This is a genomic window from Nonomuraea sp. NPDC049784 (genome assembly GCF_040659615.1).
GTDB lineage: Bacteria > Actinomycetota > Actinomycetes > Streptosporangiales > Streptosporangiaceae > Nonomuraea.
In genome coordinates this window covers 1-18407 of the sequence record NZ_JBFAMX010000177.1, presented here as the reverse complement: position 1 = coordinate 18407, position 18407 = coordinate 1, and the positions used below count along the sequence as shown (strand labels likewise).

The following is an 18407-nucleotide window of genomic DNA, read 5'->3' as shown; positions in this document are numbered from 1 at the left end:
GGCGGGGTGCCGAGGGGCCAGGCCGTACGCCAGGCACGGGAGTGGTTCGCGCCACTCGGCCTGCACTCCATGGAGGGCAGGCGGCCGGGTGAGCTGTCCGGCGGGCAGGCCCAGCGGGTGGCCATCGCGAGGGCGCTGGTCAGCAAGCCGGCCGTGGTGTTCGCCGACGAGCCCACGGGGGCGCTCGACCAGCAGACCGGGCAGGACACGATGCGGCTGCTCGTGGAGGCGACCAAGCACAACGGCGCGTCCCTGATCGTCGTCACCCACGACCCGAACGTGGCCGCCTGGTGCGACCGCACGGTCGAGGTCCGCGACGGCCACCTTCTGGCGGGCACGCCCCAGATGGGCGGGTCGCGCGCGTGAACCTCGACCTGACGCTCCCGGCACCTCGGAGTACGGCGTGAACCTCGACCTGACCTGGCGGCTGCTCAAGGGCGGCGGCCGCAAGGGGATGCTGGGCACCTGGCTCACGCTGGGCGCCGTCGCCGTGTCCACGGCGCTGCTGCTGTTCGCCGTGGCCGCGAACTACGCCTTCGAGGCCAGGGCCGACCGCGGCGCCTGGCGCAACCCCGTACCGGCCAAGGCAGGCGCGGTCGCGATCGAGGCGTCCCGCTTCGACTTCGTCGGCGAGCAGGCGATCACGGTCGTCGACCTGGCCGCACTAAAGCCCGGCGTTCCCGCGCCGCCCGGGCTGCCCCGCTTCCCCGCTCCCGGCGAGGTGTGGCTGTCCCCGGCGCTGGCCGAGCTGGCCAAGCAGCTCCCGGCCGGCCAGCTCGCCAAGCGCTACCCCGACGTCAAGGGCGTGCTGGGCGACGAGGCGCTGGTCCACCCGGGTGAGCTGGTCGCGGTGGCCGGTCACAAGCCGGACGCGCCCGAGATGACGGCCGCGCGCAGCGACGACTGGATCGTCGGCAAGGGCCCGGCCCGGGTGGCGAGTCTCGCGGGCACCCCGTCGGAGGACTCCGAGGCGTACCGCGCGCTCACGCTCGTCGCGAGCGTGCTCATGGTGGTGCCGCTGCTGGTGTTCGGCGGCGCCGCGGCCAGGCTCACGGTCGCCCGGCGCGACCAGCGGCTGGCGACTCTCAGACTGGTGGGTGCGACGCCGGGGCAGGTCATCCGCATGACCGTGACCGAGGCGGTGATCGTGGCGCTGGCGGGCGCGCTGCTCGGCACCGTCGGCTACGCGGTCGCCGCGCCGCTGCTGGCCCGCATCCCGATCGGGGGCGGCGCGTGGTTCGTCTCCGACCTGTTCCCCTCCCCGCTGATCCTGGCGGCGGTGCTGGTGGCGGTGCCGCTGCTGGTGGGCCTGTCCGCCGTGGCGGGGCTGCGGCGGGTCGTGGTGAGCCCGCTCGGGGTGGCCAAGCGTGAGACGCCGCCCGCCATGCGGTTCGTACGGGTCCTCGCGCTGCTGGCCGCGCTGGCGGTGTTCCCGCTGCTGACCAGAGGGACCAGCGTCGCGATCGTGGCGGTGGCGCTCGGGCTGGCGTTCCTGTGCATCAACCTGGCCGGCCCGTGGGTGGTCGGCATGATCGGCCGGATCACCGCTCGCGGCGCCCGGGGGCCCGCGCGGCTGCTGGCCGGCCGCAGGCTGGTCGACGATCCGCGCTCCGCCTGGCGTACGGTGAGCGGCGTCGCTCTGACCGGCTTCGTCGCGGGCTTCCTCGGCCTGCTCAGCCCGGCCGCGTTCGCCGGCGACCAGGCGCCTCCCCAGCTCCGGCTCTCCGCGCCCGCCGCGCAGGCGACGGCCGTCGCCGACCAGGCCCGCGACCGGCTGCGGGCGGCGGGGGTCACCGCGACGGTGAAGGTCACCGGACGGTCCTCTGCGCCCGTCGTGGTCGCCGCCCTGGGCAGCCACACCGACACGGCCACGGTCGACCGGGCACGCACCGCGCTGGCCGGGCTCGTTCCCGGGCGGACCCCTACGACGGAGGAAGACGACCAGCGGTTCGGCATCCAGATCCTTTCCGACGTCCGGGTGGGCACGATCGTGGTGCTGTCGGTGTCGTTCCTGGTGGCCATCGCCAGCTCGGGAATCACGGCCGCGTCGTCCGTGCTGGACCGGCGGCAGACGTACGGGCTGCTGCGGCTGGCGGGCACGCCGCTGGAGGTGCTCGACCGGGCCCGGCGGGCGGAGACGCTCATCCCGCTGACGGTGATGGGGGGCGGGGCGATCCTGGTGGGGGTGTTCTGCGCGGTGCCGTTCATGATCGGCGGTATGAACGCGGTGGGCGTGCTCACGCTGGCGGGCTGCGTCGTCGCGGGCTTCGCCGGAGTGATCGCCGCGGGGGCTCTGAGCCGGCCCCTGCTCCGCTCGGTAACCGCCGACCCGGCCCCGCGCCCGGACTGACCCGCCGGTGTCCGTGGCGCGGGAGGACGTCAGGCCGCTGTGGGGCCGGAGCTGCCGGGGCTGGCGTGCCAGAGTTGCCTGGGTGGGGTGGTGACGGCGGGGCCGAGGTCGGAGTAGGGCGAGAGGCGGAAGCCGTTGGCGTACTCGATCTTGCGGCCCTTCACCCCCGTGACCTTGGCCGGCTCCTGAGCGAGGAGGGCGCGGACCGCCTCGATGCCCTCCGAGCGCCAGAGCGCGTCCAGGTCCGCCAGGTCCCAGCAGTCCACCGCCCGCAGCGACACCGCCCGGGTCCCCGTGCGCCTGACCACCCCCCTGGCCAGCATGAGCCACGAGCCGAACACCGTCGCCGCGCACCGCCCCTGCACCGACTCGAAGAACGTCAGGTCGATCGGCCCCGTCGAGTCGTCGAGCGTGGTGAAGATGACCCGCTGCCCCGAGCGCACGGCAGGCGTCTGCGTGGCCACCTTGACCCCCGCGACCAGCACCTCGGCCCCGTTGCGCTGCTTCAGGAGATCTCTGGAACGTACCACTCCGAGCCCGTCGAGCAGCTCGTCGTAGAAGGTGATGACGTGGCGGCTGATGTCGATGCCCAGGATCTCCAGCTCGGCCTCGACCATCTCCGTCTCCGTCATCTCGGGCAGCTCCCCCGGCGGCAGGTGCTCGGTGAAGCCCAGCGGGAGCTGCACGGACGGCTCCGCCGCGGACGGAGCAGGCCGGGCGGCGTAGCGCTTGGAGGTGCGCGGGCCCGACCGCACGCCGATCGACGAGGCCCGCTCGAGCGTCCCCACCTGGGCGATCAGGTCGCGGCGGGTCAGCTCGCCCGGACGCCAGCGAGGCCCGCCCGGGTGCAGGTCGTGGAGCACGTCCAGCCCGCCGACCTGGACGATCCGCTCGATGGTCGGCCGGGAGGGCCGGGCACGGTCCCAGAAGTCGGCCAGCGACGTGTACGGCTGCCCGGCGACCATGCGTTCGACCTCGGCCTCGCTCACTCCCTTGACCGCCGAGAACGGCACCCGCAACGCGTACCCCTTGCCGATCTCCCCGATCTTGAACTCCCTGCGCACTGGGGAGGAGGCGCCCTCCAGCGAGGCGGGACGCACGCGCAGCCCGAGCCGCTCCACCCGCCAGTCCTTTCCCGACTTGTTGATGTCGAGCGGCAGGATCTTGATCCCGCACTGCCTGGCCTCGTCGATGATCACGCGCGGCGGGTACATGCCCGGCTCGTGCGTGAGCACCCCGGCGAAGAACGCCGCCGCGTGGTGCCGCTTCAGCCAGGCCGACTGGTACGTGGGCAGCGCGAACGCCGCCGCGTGCGCCTTGCAGAAGCCGAAGGCCCCGAACGCGTCCAGCACCTGCCAGGCGCGGTCGACGGCCGTGTCGTCGAAGCCGTTGGCCTTGGCCATGGGCACGAACGTCTTGCGCACCAGCTCCCGCCCCTCCGGCGTGGCCAGCGTGCGCCGCAACATCTCGGCGAACGACAGGTCCCGCCCCGTCATCACCTCGATGATCCTGAGCACCTGCTCGTGGAACACCACGACGCCGTGCGTCTCCTTCAGCGCGTCCCGCAGCCTCTCGTGCGGGTAGTACGGCTTCCGCCACCCGTGCCTGGCCTCCAGGTAGGGGGTGACCATGTCGGAGTTGACCGGGCCCGGCCTGAACAGCGAGATGTCCACGATCAGGTCGTGCATCTTGCGCGGCTCCAGCTTGGCGACCAGCTCGCGCTGCCCCGGCGACTCGATCTGGAAGCAGCCGAGGGTGCGGCTGGCGCAGATCATGTCGTAGGTGTCCTGGTCGTCGTGCGGCACGTACTGGGCGCCGGGCTCTTCGCCGGTCTGGGTGTCCAGCTCGACCACGACGTCGTCCACCCGCTTGATCTCGCTCAGCGCGTACGCCATCGCGGACTGCATCCGCACGCCCAGCACGTCGAGCTTGAGCAGCCCGGCCTCCTCCACGTCCTCCTTGTCGAACTGCGACATCGGGAACTCCAGCAGGCTGCGCTCCACCGGCGTCCTGTCGCGCAGGCCCCCGTTGCCGATAAGCACGCCGCACGGATGCAGCGCGATGTGCCTGGGCAGCCCGTCGAGCTTCTCCGCCAGCCGGAACACCCGGTCGAGCCCCGCCTCGCCGAGCCGGCTCTCGCGCAGCTCGGGCAGGTCGTGGAGGGACGCGGTGATCTGCTTGGCCCTGATGTGCGGGAACGCCTTCGCGATGGCGTCGATCTCGTACGGAGGCAGGCCCATGGCCCCGGCGACGTCGCGGATGGCGCTGCGCGCCCGGTAGGTCTCCATCATGGACACGCAGGCCACGCGTGCCTCGCCGTACTGCTCGAAGATCGCCTTGTAGCAGTCGAGGCGACGGGCCGACTCCACGTCCATGTCGATGTCGGGCAGTCCGATGCGGCCCTCCGACAGGAAGCGCTCCATGAGCAGGCCGTGGTCGAGGGGGTTCACCTCGCCGATGCCGATGAGGTAGTTGACCAGGCTGCCCGCGCCGGAGCCGCGGATGGCGCAGCGGATGCCCATGCCGCGGATCATGTCCGTGATGCCGGCCACGGCGATGAAATATCCGGACAGGCGCTTGCGCTCGATGATGGCCATCTCATCCCGGAGGCGCCGCCTGGCGTCGCCGGAGCGGCCGAGGCCGCGCCTGATCAGCCCGTCCTCCACCCGGTGGCGCAGCAGCGGCACCGGGTCGCGGCCGATCTCGGGCAGGTGCAGGTTGGGCGGGTCGCTCCGCAGCGCGAGCAGCCCGTCCGGCTCCACCGAGCACGCCTCGGCCAGCCGCCTGGTCGTGAACAGCAGCCGCGCCACCCGCTCCTGGTCCGCGCCGCAGACCTTGGTCGCCACCTGCCGCATCTCCTTGGTGCTCTTGAGGTAGGCGTGGGAGGTGGTGCGCTCCAGGTGGCGGGGGTGCAGCGGGACGAGCTGGCGGGCCGCGTCGAGCACGTCGCCGACCTGGTGGTCGGCCGGGTCGAGGTAGCGCACCGCGTTGGTCAGCACGGCCGGGACGCCCATGGACTCGGCCAGGCCGAGCATGCGCACGGCCGTGGTGGCGTCGCGGTAGCCGTACTGGTCGACCAGCTCGATCACCACGCCGGGCACCGCGCCGCGCCACAGGCCGAGCAGCGTCCTGGCGTGCTCGTCGCGCCGCTCGGCCACCGCGCGGCCCACGTCGGACCTGGGTCCGAGCAGCACCACGAGCCCGTCCTCGGCGCCGAACCCGTGGTCGCCGCCGCGTCCGTCGTCGCGCCCGCCCGCCCACTCGCCGATCAGCTCGCGGGTCACCGTGGGCGTGCCGCGCTCGCCCGCGTAATGCGCGGACGTGACCAGGCGGCACAGGCGGGACCAGCCCTTGGAGCGGGCCAGCACCGTGACGCGGTCCTCGGCGTTCGGCCCGGTCTTGGGACGAGGCGCGTGGCGCCCGGGCATGTCCAGCCCGGGCACGCCGAGCCCCGGCAGCGGGGGGAGGGCGTCGAGCGCCAGGTTCACGCCGAAGACCGCGGAGATCCCGGCCTCCGCGCACGCCTGGGCGTGCTTGATCGCGCCGTAGAGCCCGTCGCGGTCGGTCAGCGCGAGGATGTCCATCCCGTGCTCGACCGCCCGGCTCACCAGCGCCTGCGGGAAGGCCGTGCCGTAGCGCATGGAGTACGCGGAGCACACGCTGAGGTGCGGGAACGGCGGCGCCATCAGTCCCACGCCCTCAGTAGCAGCCAGCCGTTGGCGGCGGTGTCGTAACGCAGCTCGTACGAGCCCACCTCGCGCCCGGGGCTGGCCTCCACCCGCCAGAACTGGCGCTCACCCGGGTCGCCCTCGCCGGTCTTCCACCACTCGCGCGCAACGACCCAGTGGTCGAGGACCCGGCGGACGAGGTAGAGCCGGTCACGCCAGACGAACTGGGTCGGCTCCCCGTCCCTGGTCCACACCTCTATCGGATCGCCATAGAGTCTGCTCAAGACGCTTTCTCCCCGCGGCTCTAATCGTATGCTGAGCCACCCGGGGGAAGACGGGTGCGCTTATAAGTCGAACATATGTTCTCAGCGCTCCCAGCGCAAGTCGCCTGCACGCCGCACGAGCGGATTGGCGCCGATCGAGTTGCGGATGCTGAAGGTGACGCTGCCCGCCCGGTAACGGTCGTCCGACGACTCCACCGGGCGGCCGTCGTGCGTGGTCGTGGTCCTGCGCTGGCGCAGGAGCGGGCTGCCGCGGCGCACCCCTAACAGGCGGGCGTCCTGGGCGCCCGCGGCCACCGCGTCGATGAGGTGCTCGCCGTAGGCGAACACGAGGCCGATCGAGTCGTACAGCGCCTCGGTGACGGACTCGCAGTCGGCCGGAAGCGCCTCGACGGCGGCGGCCACCCACCCGGCGTACACAGTCCGCTCCACCAGGACGGGCTCGGCCTCCAGCGAGCGCAGGCGCAGCACCTCGAGGACCTCTCCGGAGGCCAGCCTGGCGGATTCGGCGGCGCTCGCGCGCCTGCGGCGCTGGGCGATCACCTGGCCGCCGAAGCGGTAGCCGTTCGCGCGCGCCCACTGCGCGAAGCTGTGCAGCTCGGCGAAGCTCTGGCTGCGTGCCCTGCCGAGCACGATGCGCCTGGCGCCCTGCCGGGAGCCGATCAGGCCCTCGGCGGCGAGCACGGCCACCGCCTGGCGCACGGTGCCCCGAGACGCGCGGTGGCGCTCGGCCAGCTCGGCCTCGCTCGGGAGCTGCGAACCGACCGGGAGCACGCCGGAGACGATCTCGTTCCGCAGCTCATCGGCAATCAGTTCATAGCGCGCAACCATCTGCGCCCCTCCCATTCATGAAAGAGCAACATTCATGCGACTTACTGGTGCTCGCTTGTTTGTACAAGTTCGTTTACGTTCCTTCCACACCCCCTGGAAAGTGGAGGCGTCGTGTTCACACTTCGCGCCCGTGCGGCCGGCCTTGCCGCAGCCCTTACCGTAGTCACCGCGGCGTGCGGCGCCGCTCCCAGCACCCAGCAGTCCGGCCAGCAGTCCGGTACTGCGGCGAACGCGGCCACCGCGACCTCGGCCGCGGACTTCGGCGGCTTCGACAAGCTCGTCGAGGCGGCCAAGAAGGAGGGGAACCTCCACGTCATCGCCCTTCCTCCCAACTGGGCCAACTATGGGGAGATCATCCAGAAGTTCCAGGCCAAGTACGGCATCAAGATCGAGAGCGAGACGCCGGACGCGGCCAGCGCCGACGAGATCAACGCGGTGAAGACCCGCAAGGGCCAGGACCGCGCCCCCGACGTGCTCGACCTGGGCCAGTCGTTCGCGATCAGCGGGGCCACGGAGGGCCTGTTCGCGCCGTACAAGGTGCAGTCCTTCGACAAGATCCCCGAGGGACAGAAGGAGCCCACCGGGCTCTGGACCAACGACTACGGCGGCTACGTGTCCATCGGCTGCGACGCCAAGAAGATCGCCAAGTGCCCGACGAGCTTCGCCGACCTGCTCAAGCCCGAGTACAAGGGCAAGGTCGCGATGAACGGCAACCCCATCAAGGCCGGCTCGGCCTTCGCCGGCGTGTACGCCGCCGCCCTCGCCAACGGCGGCTCGTTCGACGACATCCAGCCCGGCATCGAGTTCTTCAAGAAGCTGAAGGCGGCGGGCAACTACAACCCGGTCGAGACCACGCCCGCGACCATCGAGAAGGGCGAGACCCAGATCAGCATCGACTGGGACTACAACAACGCCGCCTACGCGCCCCAGATGACGCCCAAGGGCCTCGACTGGAAGGTGAACGTGCCGACCGACGGCAAGTACTTCCAGATGTACGCCCAGGCCGTCAACAAGGACGCCCCGCACCCGGCCGCCGCCAGGCTGTGGCAGGAGTACCTCTACAGCGCCGAGGGCCAGAACCTTTTCCTCAAGGGCTTCGCCCGTCCCGTACTGCTGCCCTCGATGACCGCCGACGGCACCGTGGACAAGGCACTGGCCGACAAGCTGCCGTCGGTGGAGGGCACGCCCACGTTCCCGACGTCCGCGCAGGTGGACGCGGCCAAGGCCAAGCTGGCCAGCGGCTGGGACGCCGCGATCTCGGGATGAGCCGCTCGCGTTCGAGGGGCTGGCTGGGGGCGCTGCCGCTGCTGGCCTTCTTCGCGCTCGTCTTCGGCGTCCCCGCCGTCGCGCTGGTGGCGGGGGCGTTCACGGCGCAGGGGCGGCCGAGCCTGGCGAACCTGTCGCAGAGCCTGCAGGGCGGCTACCTCACCGCGATGCTCGGCAGCGTGAAGCTGTCCGCCGTGGTGGCGCTGCTGGGGGCCGTGCTGGGGACGTTCCTCGCCTACGCCGTCGTGACCTCCCGCTTCGCGTTGCTCCGCGAGGCCGTGCTGACGGCCTCAGGCGTGCTGGCCAACTTCGGCGGGGTGCCGCTGGCGTTCTTCTGGATCGCCACGCTGGGCAACTCCGGCGTGGTCAGCGGCCTCGTCGGGCTGCCGTCCGGCTCGCTCTACACGTTCTGGGGCCTGGTGGTGGTCTACCTGTACTTCTCGATCCCGCTGATGGTGCTGGTCATGGCCCCGGCGCTGGACGGGCTGCGGCCGCAGTGGCGCGAGGCGGCGGCCAACAACGGGGCCACCGCCTGGCACTACTGGCGCTTCGTGGCGCTGCCGGTGCTCACGCCGGCGATGCTGGGCGGGGTGGTGCTGCTGTTCGGGGCGGCCTTCTCCGCGTACGCGACCGCCAACGCCATGGTCGGGACCGTCGTTCCCCTGGTCACGTTGAAGATCGCCAGCGCGCTCACTGGCGACGTGCTGATCGGCTACGAGAACATCGCGCTGGCCCTCAGCCTCGACATGGTCGTGGTGGCCGGGCTCGTGATGGCGATCTACCTGCCGCTGCAGAAGAGGAGCTCCCGATGGCTGCGCTGACCGGCCTGGAGCGGGTCTCCGGGAGCGTCTCGCGGCCCCGCGTGTGGCGCGGGGTGGCGTTCCTGATGGCCGCCGCCTACTTCCTGGTCCCGCTCGGGGCCTCGCTCTGGTACACGATCTACACGCCGACCACCGGGGTGTCGTTCTCGGCCTATGGCGAGCTGCTGACGGCCGAGGGGTTCGTGCGCTCGCTGCTGCTGTCGCTGTCGCTGGCCGCCGCCACGATCGTGCTGGTGCTGCTGCTCGCGCTGCCCGCGATGCTGGCCGTCCGGCTCTTCGCGCCGCGGCTGCGCCCGCTGATGGAGGTGCTGTGCACGCTCCCCCTGGTGGTGCCGCCGATCACCTTCGTGGCCGGGATCGGGACGTCGCTGCGCACCGGGACCGACGTGCTGGCTCCGACGCCGTTCTGGGGCACGTTGATCGCGGTGCAGGATCCGGCGTTCCCCGTGGTGCTGGTGCTCGCGTACGTGGTGCTGGTGCTGCCGTTCGTGTACCGGTCGCTGGACGCGGGGCTGCGCACCATGGACGTGCGGACACTGGTGGAGGCGGCCCGCAGCCTGGGCGCTTCGTGGCCGTACGTGCTGGCCAGGGTGGTCGTGCCGAATCTGCGCTCGGCCCTGGCCAGCGCGTCGTTCCTGACGCTGGCCCTCGTGCTGGGCGAGTACACCGTGGCCAGCCTGCTGGGGTACCAGCCGTTCGCGGTGTGGATCGTGACCGTGGCCGGCTCCAAGGGGCAGCTCTCCGTCGCGGTGTCGATACTCAGCCTGCTGCTCATCTGGCTGCTGCTTCTCGCCGTGTCCTCGGCGTTCGGTAAGGAGAAAGGGAAATGACCGCATCGGTGGAGTTCCGCGCGCTGCGGCGGGTGTACGGCAAGACGGTCGCGCTGGACGGCTTCGACCTCATCGTCGCGCCCGGCGAGTTCGTGGCGCTGCTGGGCCCCTCGGGCTGCGGGAAGACGACGGCGCTGCGCTGCGTGGCCGGGTTCGAGCGGCCGGACTCGGGAGCGGTGCTGGTGGGAGGCAGGGACATCACCGACGTCCCGGCCAGCAAACGGGACGCCGGGATGGTCTTCCAGTCCTACTCCCTCTTCCCCAACCTGAACGCCCGCGACAACGTGGCCTTCGGCCTGCGCGTACGCAAGGTGCCCGTGGCCGCCAGGCGGAAGAAGGCGGACGAGCTGCTCGAGCTGGTCGGTCTCCCCTCGCACGCCGACCGCTACCCGCACCAGCTCTCCGGCGGCCAGCAGCAACGCGTCGCCCTGGCCCGGGCGCTCGCCTTGGAGCCGAGCGTCCTGCTGCTGGACGAACCGCTGTCCGCGCTGGATGCCAAGGTCCGCGTGTCGCTGCGCGAGGAGATCCGCCGCCTCCAGCTCGACCTGGGCATCACGACCATCTTCGTGACCCATGACCAGGAGGAGGCCCTGTCGATCGCGGACCGGGTGGCGGTGCTGCGCGACGGGCGAGTCGAGCAGGCCGGCTCGCCCGCCGAGATCTACGACCGGCCGGCCACGCCGTTCGTGGCGGAGTTCGTCGGCACCATGAACCACCTGGCCGGGTCGGTCTCAGGTGACCAGGTCACGGTGCTCGGCCAGTTCCTGCCCGTGGACGGCCCGGTGCCCGCCGATCCGTCCGTGGACGTCCTCATCCGTCCGGAGGCCGTCCAGGTCTCCCCTGCCCCGGACGGGCCCGCCCAGGTGATCGCCGCGTCCTTCCGCGGCGCCTCCGTCCGGCTCCGGGTGGCGGTGGAAGGCGGCGAGGTCCTGGCCGACGTGCCAGGCCACGAGGCGGTACGTCTCACGCCGGGTACACAGGTCACAGTCCGCCTGGTGGACCGCCCGGTCCTGGTCGCGCCGCGCACGGTCACGGTCCCCGCCCCCGTCGTCGCGGCCGATGCCGTCTGAGCGGGGTGGCCCGGATGCCGTCCTGTTCGACATGGACGGCACCCTGGTCGACACCGAGGGACTGTGGTGGCAGGCCACCGCCTCCGTCGCCGCGTCCCTCGGCCGCTCCTTGGGGGGCGCCGACGAGCCGTACGTCGTCGGGCGCACGATCGAGGACGTGGCCGCATACCTGCTCGCGCCGGACCCCCTGCCCCAGGACGCGCCGCGCCTGACGAAGGTGGTCAGGCAGCTCACGGACGCCTTCGCCGACCGCATCGAACACGGATTGACGGTCGTGCCGGGGGCGCCGGAGCTCCTGGCCGGGCTGGCCGCCACCGCCATCCCGACGGCCCTGGTCAGCGCCTCTCCACGGAGCATCGTGGAGCTGGTGCTGCCGCGGCTCGGGCACGCGTTCGACCTGGTGATAGCGAACGAGGACACGGCGCGCGGCAAGCCGTACCCGGACCCGTACCTGGAGGCGGCCAGGCGGCTGGGCGCGGCGCCCTCACGCTGCGTCGCCGTCGAGGACAGCCCCGCCGGCATCGCGGCCGCCACGGCCGCGGGCTGTCGCGTGCTGGTGGCGTCACCCGAGGGCCTGCCCTCGTTGCCTCACATACGCGCTCACGGAAACCTTCCCTCTTACGGGGGATGAGAACGGCTCTTGGAGGGGAGGGCCGGGCCGGGCGAGCGGCACATGATGGCGGGCATGTCGAATGTCTCGACCGTGCCGAGCCGGGCGGGTGTCGCGCTGGCCTCGGTCATCCTCTACGGCGGGTTGCGGGTCTACTGGCAGCTCGGCCACATGCCGGAGCGCCTGTCCCCCGTCGGTCCCGACCTGCTGGTGTTCGACGGGTGGGCGGCCGTGGGGCTGTGCGGGGCGGCGGTGGCGGTGCTGGGAGCCATGGTGGCCCTGCCGCGGGCGGGCCGGGGGCGGTGGGCGCTGGCGGGGCTGGCGTGGGTCGTGGGCGGCGCGCTCGTCGTGGCGGGGGCCCTGTTGCTGCTCGACGTCGTCGGGTTCATCGTTCCCGGGATGGGCATCCCCGTCTATCCGCTGGGGGCGGTCAGCAAGGCGGCCTGCGTGGGGTCGGGGGTGCTGGTGTGGTGGACGGCACGGGCGTACCGGCCTGCGCGGCCCAAGGCTCTGGCGCACACCCCGCGCTGGGCTTTCGCGGGCGCCTACGTCGCCGTCGGCGGGTGCCTCGCGCGGATCCTGGCGCAGGCGGCCGTCGGGTTCGGGGGCGGGGACTGGCTCTTCGAGGCCGGGTTCCTGCTGGCCGGGACGGTGCTGCCGCTGGCGCTCGTCCATCGGTGGGGGCGGGTGTGGCCGCGCTGGGTGCCGGTGCTGGCCGGGCGGGCTGTGCCGCGGCGGCTGGTGTTGTGGCCGGGGGCGGCGGTGGCGGGCGGGCTGATCGCGTACTTCGGGGTGGGGCTCGGGCAGATGGTGGCCGAACGGCTCTCCGGGCAGGTCCCGTTCGCCCAGAGCGGCCTTCCTGAGGGCTTCTACTGGGTCGCCGTTCCCGGCTACGTGCTGTGGGGTGCGGGCATGACGGTGGCGGCGCTGGCGTACGCATGGCGTACACGTCCCCCTGCGGGGTTCGCGGTGTATCGGTAAGCTAGCGCGGCGTGAGCGGTGAAACCTCCCACATCGGGCGCTACAGGTTACTTAGCGTGCTGGGGCGTGGCGGCATGGGCACGGTCCATCTCGCCGAGGATCCAGCTGGGCAGCGGGTCGCCGTCAAAGTGATCAACCCGGAGCTGACCCAGCACGAGCAGTTCCGCATGCGCTTTCGCAGGGAGGCGGACGCCGCCCGGAGGGTGCGCAGGTTCTGCACGGCCGCGGTGATCGAGGCCGCTCTCGACGGCGACCAGCTCTACGTCGTCACCGAGTACGTGCCGGGGCCGAACCTGGAAGAGGCCGTGCGCCAGTCCGGCCCCCTGCGCGGCTCCAGCCTCGACGCCCTGGCCGTCAGTGTGGCCACCGCCCTGACCGCCATCCACGGGGCCGGGGTGGTGCACAGGGACCTCAAGCCGTCGAACGTGCTGCTGTCTCCCGTCGGACCACGCGTGATCGACTTCGGCATCGCGCGGGCGCTCGACACGCTCGGCGGCGTCACGGGCACCGGCGAGCTGGTCGGCACGCCCCGCTACATGGCTCCCGAGGTGCTGCGGGGCGAGCCGGTGTCCCCGGCCTGCGACGTGTTCTCGTGGGGGTGCCTGGTTGCTTTCGCCGCCAGCGGGAGGGCGCCGTTCGGCGGCGACACGCTGCCCGCGATCGTCTACCAGGTGCTCAACACCGAGCCGGACCTCGGCGACGTCGAGCCCGGCCTGCGCGAGCTGGTCATGGCGGCGCTGCGGAAGGACCCGGCCATGCGGCCCACCGCCCAGCAGCTGCTCGACCACCTCGTCGGGCGGTCGGCCGCCCCCGAGCAGGCGGCGCAGACCGTGCAGGTGGCCTGGCAGCAGGGCACGGCGGCGTACACGTCCGTTCAGCAGCCTCCCAAGAGCAACCGCGCCAAGCTGATCGCGGGGATCGCCGCGGCGGCCGCGGCGGTGCTCGTCGCCGGGTCCGTGGTCGCATGGACGGTGTTCGCCCCCAGCGGGCCGCCCGACCTGGGCGTTCTCTACCGCGAGGACTTCACGCAGACTTCCGGCGGCTGGAGCGGCACCTACGATCCCGACGCCTCGTCCAGCTACGGATACCGGACGGACGGGACGTACGGGCTGGATGTGGAGAAGGGATCCGAAGAGCGGTGGGCGAAGGCTCCCATACCCTTCCTCATCGCCAAGCCGACCGGCACGCCCGAGCCCTCGGCCACGCCCACGCCGATATTGCCCTCGTCCGTCGTCGTCGCCGTCACCGCCGAGGTCAAGAAGCACACCGGCACCGGCGAGTACGGCGTGTACTGCCACAACGTGGACGATGACGACACGTACTACGAGTTCGCCCTCGACACGACGGGGAAGGCCAGGATCCGGCGCATCGTGGACGGGGCGGGCGGCACGCTGGCCCAGCCGGTGCAGGTGGACGGGCTGCCCGGCAAGGCCCGGCTGGTGGCGTCGTGCGAACAGACCGGGTCGGCCGTGCGGCTGACGATGTGGGTGAACGATCAGAAGATTCACGAGGTGGAGGACCCGAACGGGCTCGGGAACGGCTACGTGGGACTGTTCGCCCGCACGCCGAAGGACGACACCTCGATGCTGAAGACGACGTTCGACGACTTCGAGCTACGCGGCCAGAAGGATCCCTAGAGCACGCCCGCGCGGGCGGCGGCCAGTGCCGCGTCGGCGGCGCGGTCGGCGTCCCGCTCGGTCACCGGCTCGTGCGCCACGAACAACCGGTAGTAGACGGGCGCGACCGCGACCCTGATCACCTCGCTGACATCGACGATGTCAGGGAGCTCGCCGCGCCTGATCGCCCGCCGGACGACCTCCGCCGACTGGTCGTGCCTGGCCACGAAGAAGTCGTGCAGCGCCCGTGCCGCGTCGGGATCCTGCACGGCGGCCGCCACGAACGCCGACGACACCGGCCCCAGCTCCGGATCACCGAACCCGCTCCGCACGAGCTGGACGATGCCTCGCAGGTCGCCCTCGATCGAGCCGGTGTCGGGAACGGGCCAGGGCTCGTCCCTGGCCAGCTCGAGCGCGTCGGAGATCAGTCCCGCGACGCTGCCCCAGCGCCGGTAGACGGTCGTCTTGTGCACGCCTGACCGCTCGGCCACGTTCTCCACGGTCAGACCCCGGTATCCGTGCTCGGCCAGCTCGGCGAGCGTGGCCTCGCGTACGGCGTCGCGAACCCGCGCGCTTCGCCCTCCTGGCCGCTTGTTCGTTTCCAAAAACTACTCCAGTTGCGTTAGCTCCCATTCTTGTGGCACACTAACGCTACAACAGTTGCGATTGGAGTTCCATCCTTCGAAAGGACCGTGCACTCATCCGGCGCTTCCGGGGGACCGAGATCACGATGGCAGGGGGACGCATACTTTGAGCCGTACCAGACCGACCAGCGAAGGACCGCCGATGTTGACCATGATCGACGGGGGATCTCCGTACGGCATCGCCACCGGACCGGACCGGGCGCTCTGGTTCACGCTCGTTCACGAGGGGCGCGTCGGCAGAGTGTCTCCCGGACAGAAGCCCGTGATCCATCAACTCGACCCGGCGGACGGGCAGCCCACCGTGATCACCCCGGGAGTTGACGGGGCGATGTGGTTCACGGAGGGGACGGGCGGCCGGGTCTGCCGGATCACCGCCGACGGGAAGGTGACCTCCTACGAGGCGGACTCGCCGTACGGGATCGCCGCGGGGCCGGACGGGGGCATGTGGTTCACCCAGATGCAGTCCGGCAGGATCGGGCGCATCGGGCCCGGTGGAGAGCGGGCGGAGTTCGAGGTGCCTGTGGAGGGTGGCATGCCTGCCTTCATCACCGCCGGGCCGGACGACGCCCTCTGGTTCACGATCAACCAGGGCAACGCCATCGGGCGCGTGTCGCCGGCGGGGGAGGTGACCGTTCACCCGCTCCCGACGGAGGGCGCCGCTCCGGTGGGGATCACGCTGGGGCCGGACGGGGCACTCTGGTTCGTGGAGATCGGCGCGGGTCAGGTGGGCCGGATCGACGTTTCCGGAAAAATCACCGAATATCCCCTTCCCGATCGGGCCGCACGACCGCACGCGATCATCGCCGGTCCCGACGGCGCCCTCTGGTTCACCGAATGGGCCGCCGACCGCCTTGGGCGCATCACCACCGACGGCACCATCGAAGTGCACCCGCTGCCACCTCTGCCGGCCGAGCTCGGAGAAGGGAGCGACGGTGCTGCGCGGAAGGCCGAGCCTCATGGGCTCACGATCGGACCTGACGGGGCGATCTGGGTGGCTCTGGAGGCGGGCGCCCTGGCCCGGATCGGCTGACGGACGGCGGCTGGTTGCGCGGCGTCAACGGACTGGGGGCCGGTCGCCGATCTCTGGCCGACCCAGTGGGAATGATCCGGGGGCCGCGGAGTTGACTATGGGTATGCATGCCATCATCGTCTCCGCCCAGGGCGGTCCAGAGGTTCTCGAATACGTCGAGCGGCCCGACCCGGTCCCCGGCGAAGGGGAAATCGTGGTCGACGTCGCGGCCAGCGGTGTCAACTTCATCGACATCTACCACCGCTCCGGGGCGTACCCGCTCGAAGTGCCCACCCCCATCGGCTCCGAGGGCGCGGGCACGGTGTCCGCGGTCGGGCCTGGGGTGCAGGGGGTGGCCGTGGGCGACACCGTCGCCTGGGCCAACGTTCTGGGGAGCTACGCCGAGAAAGCCGTGATCCCGGCCGTTCGGGCGGTGCCCGTTCCCGACGGCGTTCCGGCCGATGTGGCGGCGGCGGCGATGCTCCAGGGGATGACGGCTCACTACCTCACCCACTCCACCCACGAGGTGCGCGAAGGGGACGAGGTGCTGGTCCACGCCGGCGCCGGCGGCATGGGGCAGTTGCTCATCCAACTCGCCAAGCTCAAGGGCGCCAAGGTCCACACCACCGTCTCCACCGCCGAGAAGGAGAAGCTCGCCCGGGAGGCGGGGGCCGACGAGGTGCTGCGGTACGACGACTTCGTGGACGCGCTGCGGGGCAAGATCGACGTGGTGTACGACGGCGTCGGGAAGGCCACGTTCGACGGCGGGCTGGAGGTGCTGCGGCCGCGCGGCCTCATGGCCCTGTACGGCGCCGCCAGCGGCCCCGTCCCCCCGATCGACCCCCAGATCCTCAACAAGAAGGGCTCGCTCTTCCTCACCAGGCCCACGCTCGTCCACTACATAGCCGAGCGGGCCGAGCTGCTCCAGCGCGCCTCCGACCTGTTCGAGTGGATCGCGTCGGGACAGCTCACCATCAACATCTCACACCGCTACCCGCTGGCCGAGGCGCGGCAGGCGCACGAGGACCTGGCAGCCCGTCGCACGACAGGGAAACTTCTCCTCATACCCTGACGGCATGGACATCGCAGGATCAGTCTGGTCATTCGCCGCGGTAGTGGCTCTGCTCACGCTCACCCCCGGCCTCGACACGGCCCTCATCCTGCGTACGTCGGTGCTGGCGGGCAGGCGGCCGGCCTGGGGCGTGACGCTCGGCATCCAGCTCGGCACGCTCACCTGGGGCGTGGTCACCGCGGCGGGGCTGTCGGCGCTGCTGGCCGCCTCGCGGCTCGGCTACGAGGTCCTGCGCTGGGCCGGGGTGGCGTACCTGGTGTGGATGGGCCTGCGCATGCTCCTGGCCAGGCAGGCGGCACACGATGAGCCGGAGCAGGCGGTGGGATTCAGGAGCGGGTTCACGCGTGGGCTGGTCACGAACCTGCTCAACCCCAAGGTCGGGGCGTTCTACGTGGCCATGCTGCCGCAGTTCATCCCGGACGGGGCGCCGCACGCGGTCATGGGGCTGCTGCTGGCCGGCGTGCACGTGGCCGAGGGAGTGGTGTGGAGCGCGGTGCTGATCGGGTTCGCGTCGTTGATGAGCGGATTCCTGCGCTCGCCCAACGTACGGCGTGCCCTCGACCGCGTGACCGGCGTGGTGATCATCGGCTTCGGCATCCGCCTCGCCGTCACAGACTGAAGCCCGCCGAAGCCATCGCCGGAGTCTGCCGAAGCCCGCGGACACCGGCCGCCGCGTCGTCACCGGCCGAACTCGGCGGGCCAGCCAAGGAGACGAGCGCCGAGTACGGCGGTCTCCAGGGTGAAGCGCTGCGTCGGGTCGTCCGGCGAGAACCCGGTCAGGCGGCGGATGCGCTCCAGCCGGTACGTGACCGCCCGCGCGCTGAGCCCCAGCCGCCGCGCCGCGGCCGCCTGGTTGCCGTGCGAGGCGAAGATGGCCTCCAGCGTCTCCAGCAGCGGCTCGTGCCCGCCCCGCGCCCCCAGCAACGGGCTCAGCACGCTGGCCACCAGGTCTTCGATGGCGCTCCTGTCGCGCAGCAGCACGGGGAACACCAGCAGGTCGGCGGCCTTGACCACGTCGGCCTTGAGCCGCAGCCCGTCGGCCAGTTCCAGGGCCTGCGCCGCCTCCCGGTAAGAGGCCACCACACCGCCGGGGCCACGTTGCGGGCGTCCCACGCCGACGCGCCAGCCGGCCGGGAAGCGGGCGCGTACATGATGGGTGAACTCCCCCACCGCGGCCGGCAGTGTCGCGGGGGCCACGCACACCAGCAGCCCGTCGCGCACGGCCACGAGCACGTTGTGGGAGCCGAACCTGGCGATCAGGTCCCGCTCAGGTAGAGGCCGGTCATGTACACCAGTGCGGCGGTGGCCTCCGGCGAGGTGAGGGCCGACTTCTTGCCGTCGGGGGTGAGGAAGTCGCC

At 71.8% G+C, this 18407-nt stretch carries 17 protein-coding genes; 12 read left to right on the top strand and 5 right to left on the bottom strand.

From position 1 onward, the window contains the following. The coding region (locus AB0J09_RS30295) for an ATP-binding cassette domain-containing protein (protein WP_360698423.1) at positions 1-366 on the top strand (366 nt) is incomplete at its 5' end. A 37-nt stretch (positions 367-403) separates the two neighbouring features. Beyond that, entirely contained in the window at positions 404-2350 is a 1947-nt protein-coding gene (locus tag AB0J09_RS30290) for an ABC transporter permease (protein WP_360698421.1), read from the top strand. A gap of 29 nt (positions 2351-2379) precedes the next feature. On the opposite strand, the gene dnaE is transcribed toward AB0J09_RS30290, so the two are convergent. The 3 genes from dnaE to AB0J09_RS30275 form a co-directional block, all read right to left on the bottom strand. Continuing rightward, on the bottom strand, positions 2380-6036 hold the full coding sequence (gene dnaE / locus AB0J09_RS30285) for a DNA polymerase III subunit alpha (protein WP_360698419.1): 3657 nt from the start codon (positions 6034-6036) through the stop codon (positions 2380-2382). Further along, on the bottom strand, positions 6036-6302 hold the full coding sequence (locus AB0J09_RS30280) for a DUF6504 family protein (protein WP_360698417.1): 267 nt from the start codon (positions 6300-6302) through the stop codon (positions 6036-6038). Before AB0J09_RS30280 ends, dnaE begins: the two co-directional genes overlap by 1 nt. An 81-nt stretch (positions 6303-6383) precedes the next feature. Continuing rightward, positions 6384-7130 (bottom strand): GntR family transcriptional regulator, encoded by a 747-nt coding sequence (locus AB0J09_RS30275; RefSeq protein WP_360698415.1) that lies wholly within the window; start codon positions 7128-7130, stop codon positions 6384-6386. Positions 7131-7241: 111 nt separating this feature from the next. On the opposite strand from AB0J09_RS30275, the gene AB0J09_RS30270 reads away from it, so the two are divergent. Genes AB0J09_RS30270 through AB0J09_RS30240 form a run of 7 tightly spaced genes read left to right on the top strand, consistent with a single transcriptional unit; the run spans position 7242 to position 14345 of the window. Continuing rightward, a complete protein-coding gene (locus tag AB0J09_RS30270; RefSeq protein WP_360698413.1) occupies positions 7242-8396 on the top strand; it encodes an ABC transporter substrate-binding protein in 1155 nt (384 codons plus the stop codon). Next, positions 8393-9217: an ABC transporter permease gene (locus AB0J09_RS30265; protein ID WP_360698411.1), complete on the top strand. Its 825-nt coding sequence runs from the start codon at positions 8393-8395 to the stop codon at positions 9215-9217. The genes AB0J09_RS30270 and AB0J09_RS30265 overlap by 4 nt, the downstream gene beginning before the upstream one ends. Then, entirely contained in the window at positions 9205-10047 is an 843-nt protein-coding gene (locus AB0J09_RS30260; protein ID WP_360698409.1) for an ABC transporter permease subunit, read from the top strand. The genes AB0J09_RS30265 and AB0J09_RS30260 overlap by 13 nt, the downstream gene beginning before the upstream one ends. Continuing rightward, complete coding sequence (locus AB0J09_RS30255) at positions 10044-11117, top strand: ABC transporter ATP-binding protein (RefSeq protein ID WP_360698407.1); 1074 nt, start codon at positions 10044-10046, stop codon at positions 11115-11117. The genes AB0J09_RS30260 and AB0J09_RS30255 overlap by 4 nt, the downstream gene beginning before the upstream one ends. After that, complete coding sequence (locus tag AB0J09_RS30250) at positions 11107-11748, top strand: HAD family phosphatase (RefSeq protein WP_360698405.1); 642 nt, start codon at positions 11107-11109, stop codon at positions 11746-11748. The genes AB0J09_RS30255 and AB0J09_RS30250 overlap by 11 nt, the downstream gene beginning before the upstream one ends. Before the next feature lie 54 nt (positions 11749-11802). Further along, the gene (locus tag AB0J09_RS30245; protein ID WP_360698403.1) at positions 11803-12708 is read left to right on the top strand and encodes a hypothetical protein; all 906 of its coding nucleotides are present in this window, start codon (positions 11803-11805) and stop codon (positions 12706-12708) included. A gap of 11 nt (positions 12709-12719) precedes the next feature. Then, entirely contained in the window at positions 12720-14345 is a 1626-nt protein-coding gene (locus AB0J09_RS30240; RefSeq protein WP_360698401.1) for a serine/threonine-protein kinase, read from the top strand. Here the strand turns inward: AB0J09_RS30240 and AB0J09_RS30235 are convergent. Continuing rightward, positions 14342-14929, bottom strand: coding sequence for a TetR/AcrR family transcriptional regulator (locus AB0J09_RS30235; protein ID WP_360698400.1), 588 nt, complete (start codon positions 14927-14929; stop codon positions 14342-14344). The genes AB0J09_RS30240 and AB0J09_RS30235 overlap by 4 nt on opposite strands. 181 nt (positions 14930-15110) lie before the next feature. Between AB0J09_RS30235 and AB0J09_RS30230 the strand changes: the two genes are divergently transcribed. From AB0J09_RS30230 to AB0J09_RS30220, 3 genes are all read left to right on the top strand, one after another. Continuing rightward, positions 15111-15998 carry a virginiamycin B lyase gene (locus AB0J09_RS30230; protein ID WP_360698398.1) on the top strand — a complete coding sequence of 296 codons (888 nt, stop codon included), beginning with the start codon at positions 15111-15113 and terminating at the stop codon, positions 15996-15998. Between the two features lie 103 nt (positions 15999-16101). Then, entirely contained in the window at positions 16102-17049 is a 948-nt protein-coding gene (locus AB0J09_RS30225) for a quinone oxidoreductase (protein WP_360698427.1), read from the top strand. A gap of 4 nt (positions 17050-17053) precedes the next feature. Further along, on the top strand, positions 17054-17668 hold the full coding sequence (locus AB0J09_RS30220) for a LysE family translocator (RefSeq protein ID WP_360698396.1): 615 nt from the start codon (positions 17054-17056) through the stop codon (positions 17666-17668). 59 nt (positions 17669-17727) lie between these two features. On the opposite strand, the gene AB0J09_RS30215 is transcribed toward AB0J09_RS30220, so the two are convergent. Beyond that, positions 17728-18306, bottom strand: coding sequence for a helix-turn-helix domain-containing protein (locus tag AB0J09_RS30215; RefSeq protein WP_360698425.1), 579 nt, complete (start codon positions 18304-18306; stop codon positions 17728-17730). Between the last annotated feature and the right edge of the window lie 101 nt (positions 18307-18407).

Excerpts from the sequence above, each read along its gene's own strand:
- AB0J09_RS30245 (WP_360698403.1), top strand. The coding sequence starts at position 11,803 with ATGTCGAATGTCTCGACCGTGCCGAGCCGGGCGGGTGTCGCGCTGGCC.
- AB0J09_RS30225 (WP_360698427.1), top strand. The coding sequence starts at position 16,102 with ATGCATGCCATCATCGTCTCCGCCCAGGGCGGTCCAGAGGTTCTCGAA.
- AB0J09_RS30220 (WP_360698396.1), top strand. The coding sequence starts at position 17,054 with ATGGACATCGCAGGATCAGTCTGGTCATTCGCCGCGGTAGTGGCTCTG.
- AB0J09_RS30250 (WP_360698405.1), top strand. The coding sequence starts at position 11,107 with ATGCCGTCTGAGCGGGGTGGCCCGGATGCCGTCCTGTTCGACATGGAC.
- AB0J09_RS30255 (WP_360698407.1), top strand. The coding sequence starts at position 10,044 with ATGACCGCATCGGTGGAGTTCCGCGCGCTGCGGCGGGTGTACGGCAAG.
- AB0J09_RS30260 (WP_360698409.1), top strand. The coding sequence starts at position 9,205 with ATGGCTGCGCTGACCGGCCTGGAGCGGGTCTCCGGGAGCGTCTCGCGG.
- AB0J09_RS30265 (WP_360698411.1), top strand. The coding sequence starts at position 8,393 with ATGAGCCGCTCGCGTTCGAGGGGCTGGCTGGGGGCGCTGCCGCTGCTG.
- dnaE (WP_360698419.1), bottom strand. The coding sequence starts at position 6,036 with ATGGCGCCGCCGTTCCCGCACCTCAGCGTGTGCTCCGCGTACTCCATG.
- AB0J09_RS30230 (WP_360698398.1), top strand. The coding sequence starts at position 15,111 with ATGTTGACCATGATCGACGGGGGATCTCCGTACGGCATCGCCACCGGA.
- AB0J09_RS30275 (WP_360698415.1), bottom strand. The coding sequence starts at position 7,130 with ATGGTTGCGCGCTATGAACTGATTGCCGATGAGCTGCGGAACGAGATC.